At 70.5% G+C, this 12,147-nt stretch carries 12 protein-coding genes and 1 pseudogene; 6 read left to right on the top strand and 7 right to left on the bottom strand.

The genetic code is table 11. The features are described 5' to 3' along the window. Nucleotides 1–48: 48 nt before the first annotated feature. From cgtA to rplU, 3 genes are all read right to left on the bottom strand, one after another. The gene (cgtA, locus tag Q0C12_RS02175) at nt 49–1,122 is read right to left on the bottom strand and encodes an Obg family GTPase CgtA (RefSeq protein ID WP_290885580.1); all 1,074 of its coding nucleotides are present in this window, start codon (nt 1,120–1,122) and stop codon (nt 49–51) included. 148 nt (nt 1,123–1,270) lie between these two features. After that, on the bottom strand, nt 1,271–1,531 hold the full coding sequence (rpmA, locus tag Q0C12_RS02170) for a 50S ribosomal protein L27 (RefSeq protein WP_034215066.1): 261 nt from the start codon (nt 1,529–1,531) through the stop codon (nt 1,271–1,273). A gap of 18 nt (nt 1,532–1,549) precedes the next feature. After that, nucleotides 1,550–1,861, bottom strand: coding sequence for a 50S ribosomal protein L21 (rplU, locus tag Q0C12_RS02165; protein WP_290885574.1), 312 nt, complete (start codon nt 1,859–1,861; stop codon nt 1,550–1,552). Nucleotides 1,862–2,185: 324 nt separating this feature from the next. Between rplU and uvrA the strand changes: the two genes are divergently transcribed. Next, complete coding sequence (uvrA, locus tag Q0C12_RS02160; protein ID WP_290885571.1) at nt 2,186–5,122, top strand: excinuclease ABC subunit UvrA; 2,937 nt, start codon at nt 2,186–2,188, stop codon at nt 5,120–5,122. Next, the gene (locus tag Q0C12_RS02155) at nt 5,119–5,517 is read left to right on the top strand and encodes a thioesterase family protein (protein WP_290885568.1); all 399 of its coding nucleotides are present in this window, start codon (nt 5,119–5,121) and stop codon (nt 5,515–5,517) included. The genes uvrA and Q0C12_RS02155 overlap by 4 nt, the downstream gene beginning before the upstream one ends. A gap of 1 nt (nt 5,518) precedes the next feature. Here the strand turns inward: Q0C12_RS02155 and Q0C12_RS02150 are convergent, their stop codons facing one another. Beyond that, nucleotides 5,519–5,893, bottom strand: coding sequence for a copper chaperone PCu(A)C (locus Q0C12_RS02150; protein WP_290885565.1), 375 nt, complete (start codon nt 5,891–5,893; stop codon nt 5,519–5,521). 116 nt (nt 5,894–6,009) lie between these two features. Here Q0C12_RS02150 and Q0C12_RS02145 point away from each other — a divergent pair, with 116 nt between their 5' ends. From Q0C12_RS02145 to Q0C12_RS02135, 3 genes are read left to right on the top strand one after another with little or no spacing between them, the layout of a single operon-like run. Continuing rightward, on the top strand, nt 6,010–7,479 hold the full coding sequence (locus tag Q0C12_RS02145) for a DUF4139 domain-containing protein (RefSeq protein ID WP_290885562.1): 1,470 nt from the start codon (nt 6,010–6,012) through the stop codon (nt 7,477–7,479). Between the two features lie 10 nt (nt 7,480–7,489). Then, the gene (locus Q0C12_RS02140) at nt 7,490–8,239 is read left to right on the top strand and encodes an enoyl-CoA hydratase/isomerase family protein (protein WP_290885559.1); all 750 of its coding nucleotides are present in this window, start codon (nt 7,490–7,492) and stop codon (nt 8,237–8,239) included. Then, nucleotides 8,236–8,622 carry a hypothetical protein gene (locus Q0C12_RS02135; RefSeq protein ID WP_290885557.1) on the top strand — a complete coding sequence of 129 codons (387 nt, stop codon included), beginning with the start codon at nt 8,236–8,238 and terminating at the stop codon, nt 8,620–8,622. Before Q0C12_RS02140 ends, Q0C12_RS02135 begins: the two co-directional genes overlap by 4 nt. Here the strand turns inward: Q0C12_RS02135 and Q0C12_RS02130 are convergent, their stop codons facing one another. The 3 genes and pseudogenes from Q0C12_RS02130 to Q0C12_RS02115 form a co-directional block, all read right to left on the bottom strand. After that, nucleotides 8,623–9,474: a sulfurtransferase gene (locus Q0C12_RS02130; RefSeq protein ID WP_290885554.1), complete on the bottom strand. Its 852-nt coding sequence runs from the start codon at nt 9,472–9,474 to the stop codon at nt 8,623–8,625. Next, a pseudogene (locus tag Q0C12_RS02125) lies at nt 9,471–10,273 on the bottom strand (CoA pyrophosphatase). The gene Q0C12_RS02130 and the pseudogene Q0C12_RS02125 overlap by 4 nt, the downstream one beginning before the upstream one ends. 48 nt (nt 10,274–10,321) lie before the next feature. Continuing rightward, entirely contained in the window at nt 10,322–11,053 is a 732-nt protein-coding gene (locus tag Q0C12_RS02115; RefSeq protein WP_290885546.1) for an FKBP-type peptidyl-prolyl cis-trans isomerase N-terminal domain-containing protein, read from the bottom strand. 163 nt (nt 11,054–11,216) lie between these two features. Between Q0C12_RS02115 and Q0C12_RS02110 the strand changes: the two genes are divergently transcribed. Then, nucleotides 11,217–11,999, top strand: coding sequence for an enoyl-CoA hydratase-related protein (locus tag Q0C12_RS02110; RefSeq protein ID WP_290885543.1), 783 nt, complete (start codon nt 11,217–11,219; stop codon nt 11,997–11,999). Nucleotides 12,000–12,147: the final 148 nt, after the last annotated feature.

Below are 12,147 nucleotides of genomic sequence, written 5' to 3'. Positions count from 1 at the left end.
GCCTGGGATTTGGATCGGCCGGCCATGCCGGCGTGCTGCAGGCCGGCCTCAGGCATTGCGGGACATCTCCGCGCGCGCGGCCGCGTCTTCCGCGGCCTCCAGCTCGGCGGCCTTCTTGTCGTCGAAGAACTGCTGGATCTTGAGCACGATCGGCCAGGTGCCGTCGCGACCGATGGCCGAGGCCATGAACCAGGGTTCCTTCCAGTCCAGCGCCTTCACCACGGCTTCGGCGCGCGCCTGGCGCTCGTCCTCCGGGATCAGGTCGCACTTGTTGAGCACCAGCCAGCGCGGCTTCTCGAGCATGGCCGGGTCGTACTTGCGCAGCTCGTTCTCGATGGCGCGCACCTGCTGCACCGGATCGACGCCATCGTCGAACGGCGCCATGTCCACCAGGTGCAGCAACACGCGGGTGCGCTGCACGTGGCGCAGGAACAGGCTGCCCAGGCCGGCGCCGTCGGCCGCGCCCTCGATCAGGCCGGGGATGTCGGCGATCACGAAGCTGCGGTCCATCTCGACGCTGACCACGCCCAGGTTCGGGTACAGCGTGGTGAACGGGTAATCGGCCACCTTCGGCGTCGCGGCCGAGACGGCGCGGATGAAGGTGGACTTGCCGGCGTTCGGGAATCCGAGCAGGCCGACGTCGGCCAGCAGCTTCAGCTCAAGGCGGATCTCGCGCTCTTCGCCCGGGGTGCCGGTGCCGGCCTTGCGCGGCGCACGGTTCACCGAGCTCTTGAAGTGCACGTTGCCCTTGCCGCCGACACCGCCCTGCGCGACCAGCAGGCGGTCGCCATGGTCGGTGAGGTCGCCGATGATCTCGTCGGTCTCGACGTTGATGACCTCGGTGCCGACCGGCACGCGGATCACCACGTCCTCGCCCGCCTTGCCGAAGGCCTGGCGGCCCATGCCGTTCTGGCCGCGCTGGGCGCGGAACTGGCGCTGGTGGCGGAAGTCGATCAGGGTGTTGAGGTTCTCGTCGGCCTCGAGCCAGACGCTGCCGCCGTTGCCGCCGTCGCCGCCGTCGGGGCCGCCGAGCGGGATGAACTTCTCGCGCCGGAAGCTGATGCAGCCGTTACCGCCGGCACCGGCACTGACCATGATCTGGGCTTCGTCTACGAACTTCACTGGGCGCTTCCCGGGCGGCGGAACGGGGCGTTCGCCGCGATTGTGGGCCGTCCGCGCCGCGCCGTGAAGGGCGCGGGCCGGGACCGGCAGGATACTGAAACGAAAAGCCCCGCCGAAGCGGGGCCCTTCAGGCGGTGCCGGGCGGGGTTCAGGCCGCCGGGACCACGCTCACGGTGCGACGCTTGTTCGGACCCTTGACCGAGAAGTCGACCACGCCGTCCACCAGGGCGAACAGGGTGTGGTCGCGGCCGAGGCCGACGCCCATGCCGGGGTGGAACTCGGTGCCACGCTGGCGGACGATGATGTTGCCCGCTTCGATGGCCTGGCCGCCGTAGATCTTGACGCCCAGGTACTTCGGGTTCGAATCGCGGCCGTTGCGGGACGAGCCTACGCCTTTTTTCTGTGCCATGACGTTATCTCCTCGGGCTTAGCCGGCGATGCCGGTGATTTCGATTTCGGTGAAGTACTGCCGGTGGCCCATCTGCTTGCGATGGTGCTTGCGGCGGCGGAACTTGACGATGCGGACCTTGTCGAGGCGGCCGTGCGACTTGATCTTCGCGGTGACCTTGGCGCCGGCGACGTTCGGGGTGCCGACGGTGACCTTGTCACCATTGCCCACCATCAGGACGCTTTCGATGTCGAAGGACTGGCCTTCTTCGAGGTCGAGCTTCTCGACCTTCAGGGTCTCGCCCTGCATCACGCGGTACTGTTTACCGCCGGTAACGATGACTGCGTACATGACCGGGATTCCTCTGTAGTTATTTTGACCAATGCCTGCCCGCGGTCAACGGACAGAAGCGGGATTCTAGGCGAAAAACCCTTTGCCGGTCAAACCCTTCCCGCTTCCACCCGCCACCGGGGCGGCACCCCGTCCTTGACCCGACCCCGGCCCCGGGCGGGACGGGGCCCCCGGCGGCGGCGGCGCGAGCCGCCGGCAAGGCGGTCCAGGCAGGGTAAGTGCCTGACGGGCCTAGACTTCGGACCGGCGAACGGGGAGTCACGGCCTGCCGACGGCGGGCTGCTAGACTGCCGGGTTCCTCCCTCCGGAGCCGCCCCCAGGCGCATGGACACGATCCGCATCCGCGGTGCCCGCACCCACAACCTCAAGAACATCGACCTGGACCTGCCCCGGGACAAGCTCATTGTCATCACCGGCCTGTCCGGGTCCGGCAAGTCCTCCCTGGCCTTCGACACCATCTATGCCGAGGGCCAGCGCCGCTACGTGGAGTCGCTGTCGGCCTACGCCCGGCAGTTCCTGAGCGTGATGGAGAAGCCGGACGTGGACCACATCGAGGGCCTGTCCCCGGCCATCTCGATCGAGCAGAAGTCCACCTCGCACAATCCGCGCTCGACCGTCGGCACCATCACCGAGATCTACGACTACCTGCGCCTGCTGTTCGCCCGCGTCGGCAGCCCGCGCTGCCCGGACCACCATTACCCGCTCGAGGCCCAGACCGTGGGCCAGATGGTCGACCAGGTGCTGGCCCTGCCCGAGGACCGCCGCTACATGCTGCTGGCCCCGGTCGTCCGAGACCGCAAGGGCGAACATGCCCAGGTGTTCGACCAGCTGCGCGCCCAGGGCTTCGTGCGGGTGCGGGTGAACGGCGTGCTGCACGAGCTGGACGCGGTGCCCACCCTCGCCCTGCGCCAGAAGCACACCATCGAGGCCGTGATCGACCGCTTCAAGCCGCGCGAGGACCTCAAGCAGCGGCTGGCGGAGAGCTTCGAGACCGCGCTCAAGCTCGGCGATGGCCTGGCCCAGGTGCAGGACCTCGACGATGCCGAAGCGGCACCGCTGCTGTTCTCGTCGAAGTTCAGCTGCCCGGTCTGCGACTACGCCCTGCCCGAACTCGAGCCGCGCCTGTTCTCGTTCAACTCGCCGATGGGCGCCTGCCCCACCTGCGACGGCCTGGGCATCACCCAGTTCTTCGACCCGGCCCGCGTGGTGGTGCATCCCGAGCTCAGCCTCGCCGCCGGCGCGGTCCGCGGCTGGGACCGCCGCAACGCCTACTACTTCCAGCTGATCGCCTCGCTGGCCAAGCACTACGGCTTCGACCCCGACACCCAGTGGCAGGAGCTGGCCGAGCAGGTGCGCCAGGCCGTGCTCTACGGCAGCGGCGAGGAGATCGTCACCTTCACCTACCTCACCGAATCCGGCGGCCGCACCCAGCGCAAGCACGTGTTCGAAGGCATCCTGCCCAACCTCGAGCGCCGCTACCGCGAAACCGAATCGCAGGTGGTGAAGGAGGAGCTGGCCAAGTTCATTTCCGACCGCCCTTGCCCCGACTGTGGCGGCGCGCGCCTGAACCGCTCGGCCCGCAACGTGCTGGTGGCCGACCGCAATCTTTCGCAACTCACGCAACTGCCGGTGGATGAGTCGCTGGAGTTCTTCTCGCACCTGAGCCTGGCCGGCTGGCGCGGCGAGATCGCCGCCAAGATCGTCAAGGAAATCCGCGACCGCCTGCGCTTCCTGGTCGACGTCGGCCTCGACTACCTCACGCTCGAGCGCAAGGCCGATTCGCTCTCGGGCGGCGAAGCCCAGCGCATCCGCCTCGCCAGCCAGATCGGCGCCGGCCTGGTGGGCGTGATGTACGTGCTGGACGAGCCGTCCATCGGCCTGCACCAGCGCGACAACGAACGCCTGCTCGGCACCCTCACCCGCCTGCGCGATCTCGGCAACACCGTCATCGTGGTCGAGCACGACGAAGACGCCATCCGCCTCGCCGACCACATCGTCGACATCGGCCCGGGCGCCGGCGTGCACGGCGGCGAAGTGATCGCCCAGGGCAGCTACGAGGACGTATTGAAGGCCCCGCGTTCGATCACCGGCGCCTTCCTGTCCGGCCGCCGCCGAATCGAGATCCCGAAGCAGCGCCACCGGCCCAACCCGAAGATGATGCTGCGGCTGCTGGGCGCCAGCGGCAACAACCTCAAGGACGTCGACCTGGCGATCCCGGCGGGCCTGTTCACCTGCATCACGGGCGTCTCGGGCTCGGGCAAGTCCACGCTGATCAACGACACCCTCTACCACCTGGCCGCGAACGAGCTCAACGGCGCCTCGCACACGCCGGCGCCCTACCGCGAGCTGCAGGGCATGGACCTGTTCGACAAGGTGGTGGACATCGACCAGAGCCCGATCGGCCGCACGCCGCGCTCGAACCCGGCCACCTACACCGGCCTGTTCACCCCGCTGCGCGAGCTGTTCGCGCAGGTGCCCGAGGCGCGCGCCCGCGGCTACTCGCCGGGCCGCTTCAGCTTCAACGTCCGCGGCGGCCGCTGCGAGGCCTGCCAGGGCGACGGCCTGATCAAGGTCGAGATGCACTTCCTGCCGGATGTGTACGTGCCCTGCGACGTCTGCCACGGCAAGCGCTACAACCGCGAGACGCTCGAGATCCGCTACAAGGGCTACACCATCCACGACGTGCTGGAGATGACGGTCGAGGACGCGCTCAAGCTGTTCGAGCCGGTACCCACGCTTGCCCGCAAGCTCGAGACCCTGGTCGACGTGGGCCTGAGCTACATCAAGCTGGGCCAGTCGGCCACCACGCTCTCGGGCGGCGAGGCCCAGCGCGTGAAGCTGTCGAAGGAGCTCAGCCGCCGCGACACCGGCCGAACGCTCTACATCCTAGACGAGCCCACCACCGGCCTGCACTTCCACGACATCGAGCACTTGCTGGCGGTGCTGCACAAGCTGCGCGACGACGGCAACACCATCGTCGTGATCGAGCACAACCTCGACGTCATCAAGACCGCCGACTGGGTCATCGACCTGGGGCCGGAAGGCGGCCACCGCGGCGGCCGCATCCTGGCGGAAGGCACGCCCGAGCACCTGGCCACCGTCGCCGCCTCCCACACCGGCCGCTTCCTGGCCAAGATGCTGGCGCCCGACGCCGTGCTGCCGACGAAGAAGGCGGCGACGCCCAGAGCCACCGGGCTGCCGCCGCGCCCGGCCGCGAAGAAGGCCGCGCCGGCCAAGAAAGCCACCCGGAAGAGCGCATGACCCCGACCGTCTACACCCTCGACATCGAGTCGCGCTGGCGCGACATGGATGCGTTCAACCACGTCAACAACGCCAGCTACCTCGGCTACATCGAGGAGGCGCGCGTGCGCTGGTTCAAGTCGCTTTCCAGCGACTGGGCCGGCGAGACCTCGGCGCCGGTGATGGCGTCGGTGACGGTGAACTACCGCCGCCCGGCACACTGGCCGGAGACGCTGCGGATCGAGCTGTTCGCCGAACGGGTCGGCGGCAAGAGCCTCACGCTCGGCCACCGGATCCTGTCGGCGGCCGATCCGTCCATCGTCTATTGCGACGGCCACACCGTGCTGGTGTGGATCGAACGCAGCGGGCAGTCGGTGCCGCTGCCGGACAACGTGCGCGCCGCCTGCGGCGGCTGAGTCAAGGCGCCGCGGGCGCTTCGCGTCGCACCGGGAACTCCGCGAACACCCGCCGCCCGTCCGCCAGCACCAGGCGGACGCGCGCGGTGTCGCCTTCGGCGAGCGGCCGCAGCGGGCGCATCAGCATCAGGTGCAGGCCGCCGGGCTCGAAGCGCAGCGTCTCGCCGGGCGCGACCACCCGTTTCCCCGCCGGCCGCATCCGGCTGACGCCGTCCTCGACCACGGTGCGGTGGATCATCGGCATGCCGAAGTCCTTGCTTTCGACATCGGCCACTTCCACCGCCGCCGCGCAGGGATTACGCAGCACCAGGTAGCCCGCCAGCGAAGCGGCCCCCGGCGGCGCGGCGCGCACCCACGGCGTTTCGATGACCGGCATGCAATCCGGTGGAGCCCCAACGGCGGCTGAAGCCGACAGGACCGCGGTTAACCCCAAGACAAGGCGCAGTGCGTTCATGGGCCTATGATAATCCCACGCGCCTCAAGGAGTTGTTGATGAAACGCACCCTGCTCGCCGCCGCCATCGCCCTGCCCACCCTAGCCACGGCCGACGCCGCCGAAACCCGGCTCACCCTCTACAGCGGCGACTACGACGCCGTCGTGCAGTCGGAAGCCATGCCCGGCGGTCCCGGCTATGCCCTGGTCGCGTCCGCGCTGGGCTTCGACCTGGCCAGCGGCAGCAATTCCGTGTCGCTCGGCGGCCTGCCCGCCGCACTCGATGCCAGCACCGTTCGCCTGCGCCCGCAGGGCAATGCCCAGGTGCGCAGCCAGCGCTTCGACTTCGCGCTGGCCGGCCAGGACGACCTGCTGCGCCGCGCCCTGGGCCAGACCGTCACCGTCGAACAGTCGGTCGGCGATGCCCGCCAGTCTTACACCGGCGTGCTGCTGGCCGCCGGCAACGGCCTCACCCTGCGCCTGCCCGACGGCCGGGTGAAGGTGTTGGCGAACTACTCGAACTTCGAACTGCCGCGCCTGCCCGCCGGCCTGGTCAACGAGCCGACGCTGAGCTGGGAGCTGGTCGCCAGCCGTGCTGGCCGGCAAACCTTCAACCTCGGCTACGCCACCGCCGGCCTGGCCTGGCGCGCCGACTACCAGGTGGATGTGTCCGGCGGCGCGCGCGCCTGCCGCATGGACCTCGAGGGCGCGGCCATGGTCGCCAACCGCGCCGGCGCCGACTTCAACGGCGTGGCCCTGACCCTGGTCGCAGGCGAACCGAACCGCACCCAGGCTTCGGGGCCGCGCATGGCCAAGGCCTATCGCAGCGAAGTGATGATGGACGCGATGGCGGCACCGGCGCCGGCAGCGGAAGCCTCCGGCGAATACCACGCCTACCGCATCCCGGGCAGCGCCGACTTGCCGCAGGGCAGCGTGCAGCGAATCCCGCTGGTGGCACCGGCGAACGGCATCGCCTGCCAGCGCCGGTACGAAACCCGCGCACCCATCGGCACCTGGCGCCCGCCGCAGCCCATGATCGACGCCAACTTCAATGCCGTCGAAGGCGAGCAGCCGGTGATCGCCAGCCTCGGCTTCACCAATGCCAAGGCGACCGGGCTGGGCGCGCCGCTGCCCGCCGGCCGTGTCCGCGTGTTCGATGGCGGCAACTTGCTGGGCGAGGCCATGCTGGGCCACACGCCCGCCAACGCGGAAGTGGAGTTGGCGCTGGGCACCGTCTTCGACCTCACCGCCGAGCGCAAGCGCGAGTCGTTCCGCGTCGACCGCGCCGGCCGCCAGATGGAGGAGCGCGTCAGCGTGCTCGTCCGCAATGCCAAGGACGAGGCCGCCACCGTGCGCATCCACGAGGCGATGCCGCGCTGGAGCGACTGGGACATCACCAGCACCAGCGTGCAGCCCGGCGAGCGCGATGCCCAGTCCGCCTGGTTCGACCTGGCCGTGCCCGCGGGCGGCGAGGCGCGCCTGACCTACACGGTGCGGTATCGTTGGGCCCCCGACGTACGCATCGACTGAAGGCTTGGCCATGATCGAACTCCACCGCCACGGACACATCCAGGAAATCCGGCTGGCCCGCCCGCCGGTCAATGCGCTCACGCCGGAACTGCTCAGTGCGCTGCGCACCGCGGTCCAGGCCGCGCCCGCCGAGGGTGCCCGCGGCATCATCCTCACCGGCGGCAGCAAGGTGTTCTCCGGCGGCATGGACGTGCCGCACCTGATGGGCCTGGATCGCGCCGCGCTGGGGCCGGGCTGGGCTTCGCTGTTCGCCGCCGCGCGCGCCATCGCGAACTGCCCCGTGCCGGTCGTGGCCGCGATCGGCGGCCACAGCCCGGCCGGTGGCTGCGTGCTGGCGCTGTGCTGCGACTACCGGGTCATGGCCCGCGGACCGTTCCGCATCGGGTTGAACGAAGTGCAGGTGGGCCTGGTCGCGCCCGACGCCATCCAGCACCTGATGCGCCGCGTGGTCGGCCCCTACCGCGCCGAGCGCCTGCTGGTGTCGGGTGCGCTGGTGGAATCGGAGGTGGCGCAGGCCATCGGCCTGGTCGACGAACTCACCGACGCCGAACATGTCCTGGTGCGCGCCAAACACTGGCTGGAGGAACTGCTGGCGCTGCCGTCGGCCGCGATGCTGGCCACGCGCCGCATCGCCCGCGCCGACCTGGTCGCCGCGCTGGAAGGCTTCGACGACCGCCAGCTCGAGGGGTTCATCGACGCCTGGTACGCCCCTGACACGCAGGCGGCGCTGCAGGCGCTGGTGGCCCGGCTCAAGAAGTGAGCGCCCGGCCGTCCGCCCGCTGGCTGTGGCTGGCCGCCTGCCTGTGGCTGGTGGCCTGCGCCAAGCCCGTGCCGGCGGACTACGCCAACTACGTCGGCCACTGGCGCGGCGACGGCACGCTGCTGGTGATCCGCGCGGACGGCCACGCCGACTACGAGCGCGTGACCGGCACGTCCCGGCTGACCATCGAGGGCGCCTGCCATTCGTTCAACGAACGCGGCTTCAAGATCGGGATGGGCTTGCTCAGCGCCAGCTTCGAGGTGACGCACCCGCCGCGGCGGGTCGATGGCCGCTGGAGGATGACGGTGGATGGCGTCGAGCTGACGCGCGTGGACATCCTGCCGGTGCCTGCCGCCGGACCGGACGACGCGCTCAGGCTCTGATCAGTCGCCGGTGGCCACCGGCCGCGCGCGGTCGCTGACCCAACCGCTCCAGGATGGCGCGTAAACACGCGCACCCGGCAACCCGGCGTGCGCCATCGCCAGTGCGTTATGGCAGGCCGTCACGCCCGAGCCGCAGGACAGCACGAGCTCCGACGGCGAGCGCGCGCCGAGCAGCGCCCTGAACTCGGCAGCGAGTACCTCCGCGGGCTTGAAGCGGCCGCCGGAAAGATTGGCGCCGAACGGCCGGTTCACCGCACCCGGGATGTGGCCGGCCACGGGATCGAGGGGCTCCACTTCGCCGCGGAAGCGCTCGGGCGCACGTGCATCGAGCAACCATCCCGCAGGCCCCGGGAGGCGCCCGAGGACCTCGTCGGTCGTTGCGACCTGGCTTGGGTCGAACCCCGCCGAATAGCGTCCCGGCGCGGGCGTCGGCAGGTTCGCGTCCACGGGCAGGCCTTTCGCCGTCCATGCCGCGAACCCGCCATCGAGCACCGCGACGCGAACGTGCCCGGCCAGCCGCAGCAGCCACCAGAAGCGCGCCGCTGCCATCGCGCCATCGCCCGCGTCGTAGGCCACCACCTGGTGCGCGGGCGTGATGCCCAGGCGCACCAGCAGGGCATTGAACGCCGCGGCGTCGGGCAGCGGGTGGCGGCCGAAGGCGGCTGGCTTGCCGTGATCGCTGAGGTCGCGGTCCAGGTGCGCGTGGCTGGCGCCGGGCACGTGCGATTCGCGCCAGGCACGCTCGCCGGCATCGGCATCGGCGAGCACGTGGCGGCAGTCCACGACGACCAGTTCGGCGCGGCCGAGCGCCGCGGCCAGGTCCTCGGGCGACACCAGCGCCTGCCAGTTCACGCCGCCTGCTCCAGGCGCTGGCGGAAGTTCACCAGCATCGCCGCGGTGGCGCCCCAGATGCGGTGGCCTTCGTAGCGGTACTCGAGCAGGCGGCGGCGACGCCCCTGCCAGTCCACCTCCAGCTCGTGCACGTTGGCCGGGTCGAGCAGGAAGTCCAGCGGCACTTCGAAGGCCTCGGCGACTTCCGACGGATCCACGACCGGCTGGTAGCCGTCGCCCACGATGGCCACCACCGGATACACGTGGAAACCGGTGATGGTCACGAACGGATCGAGGTAGCCCAGCGGCGAGGAATGCGACGAGGCCAGCCCGACTTCCTCGTGCGCCTCGCGCAGCGCGGCGGCCACCGGGTCGGCGTCGCTGGTTTCGATCCGGCCGCCCGGGAAACTGACCTGCCCGGCATGCAGCCTCAGCGCTTCTGTGCGGCGCGTCAGCAGCACGCGCGGGCCGCCGGGACGCTGCACCAGCGCCACCAGCACGGCGGCCAGGCGCAGGGGCACGTCCAGCGGCAGCAGGTCGGCGAGTTCGGCGTGGTTCCAGCCGGGTCCGGACGGGGGGTGGTCGAGCGAATGAAGCGCGCGGGGCAGGCGTTCGAAAGGATCGAACCGCGGGCTCACACCCGTTGCGCCTCGCGACGCGGCAGGACGACGTCCATGAACTGCAGGCGCTCGTCGTCACTCATTTGCGACCAGCGCGCGATTTCGGCGCTGGTGCGGTGGCAGCCTTCGCACAGGCCGTTGGCGTCCAGGGAACAGATCCCGACGCAGGGGCTGAGGACGGCGCGATAAGGGGTTTGCATGCAGGCAACGCCAGTCCGCCGCGCCCGGGGGCGCGGCGGACCGCGGGATTACTTGACGCTGATGAGCTTGATGTCGAGCACGAGGGCCTGGCCCGGGCCCACGGGGCGCGGATTGTCGCCGAAGGCCTTGCCCGGCGGCACGAAGACTTCCCAGCGCGAACCGGCCGGCATCATCATCAACGCCTCGCGGCCACCCTCGACCGGGAACTGCTCGATCTTGAGCGACGCCGGCGGCGGGACCGCCGTGTTCTGGGCGTAGGTGTTGAAGAACTCCTGGCCGGTGGAGATCGAGCCCCGGTAGTGGATCTCGATCGTGCTGCCCGGCGTCGGCTTCGGGCCGGTGCCCGTCTCGATGATGCGGTACTGCACGCCGCTCGGCAGGGTGATCACGCCGGACTTGGTGCGGTTCGCGGCCAGGAAGGCCTCGGACTTGGCGCGGTTCTCGCGCGCGGCGGCTTCGAGCTGGGCGCGCATCTTGGCGTTCATGCGCTGCGAGAAGCCGGCGAGCTGGGCTTCCATCTGCGCCTGCGGATAGGCCGGCTGCTTCTTGGCATAGCCATCCTGCATCGCGCGGATGACCGCATTGATGTCGATGTCGGTGCCCAGCTCGGCCAGGCCAGCGCCCTGGTCGTAACCGATGGCGTAGTTCAGGACGGCCTTGTCAAGCGGCGCCGGCGCAGGGGCCTGCTGCTGGGCGGGGGCCGGGGCGGTCTGGGCAACGGCGACGCCGGCCCCGAGACCAAGGGCCGCCAGGGAGGCAGCCAACAGACGCAACTTCATCAGGGAATCTCCAGTGGTGGAAAGGGGGCGCTGTGGCGTCCCAAAGGCCGCGCTAGGATATCCCCCGCACGGCTGAACCGCTACTGACACGGGCCAGTCGCCCCTGTCCGACCCGCGCGGACGCCGAGAGTTCCCTGGAATCACCGCCCCGAACGGAGTCCCCATGACCTTCCGCAACCTGCTCGTCGAGGACGCCGGCGCCGTCCGCCGGATCACGCTCAACCGCCCCGACAAGCTCAACGCCCTCAACCAGGACACCCTGGCCGAACTCCACCACGCCTTCGCCGCGGCCGCGGACGATGCCTCGGTGCGCGTGGTGGTGCTTACCGGCGCCGGTCCCAAGGCCTTCGTCGCCGGCGCCGACATCGCCGAGATGAACGGCCTCACCCCGGCCCAGGCCCGCGATTTCTCGCGCCACGGCCAGCGACTGATGAGCCGCATCGAGCAGCTGGGCAAGCCGGTGGTGGCGATGGTGAATGGCTTCGCCCTCGGCGGTGGCCTGGAGCTGGCCATGGCCTGCCACCTGCGCATCGCCGCCGACACAGCCAAGGTCGGCCAGCCCGAGATCAACCTCGGCCTGGTGCCCGGCTTCGGCGGCACCCAGCGCCTGCTGCGCCTGGCCGGCCGGTCCGCGGCGCTGGAGCTGTGCCTGCTGGGCCAGCCGATCGACGCTGCCCGGGCCGCCGCGCTGGGCATCCTGACCCGCGTGGTGCCGGCCGCCGAGCTCGAGGCCGAGACCCTGAAGCTGGCGAACCAGCTGGCCAACGCCGCGCCGCAGGCGCTGCGCGGCATCCTCGACGCCGTGCTGGTCGGCGGCGAAGCCGCGCTGGATGCCGGCCTCGAGTTCGAGACCCAGGTATTCGCGGTCACCTTCAGCACCGAGGACATGAAGGAAGGCACCAGCGCCTTCCTGGCCCGCCGCAGCCCGACCTTCAGCGGCCGCTGAGGGCGAGCGCCGGCCGTGCGCCTGCACTCCTTCCCCGGCGGCCTGCGCCTGCCCGGCCACAAGGCGGAGTCGCGCGCGGGCGGCCTGCAGGCGATCGCGCCTCCGCCGGCGCTGCGGCTGGCGCTGCAGCAGCACGCAGGCCTGCCGG

The organism is Arenimonas sp. (assembly GCF_022842045.1).
In the GTDB taxonomy this organism is placed as follows: Bacteria; Pseudomonadota; Gammaproteobacteria; order Xanthomonadales; family Xanthomonadaceae; genus Arenimonas.
The sequence above is the reverse complement of the archived record's forward strand: the minus strand, read 5'-3'. Positions and strand labels throughout refer to the sequence as shown.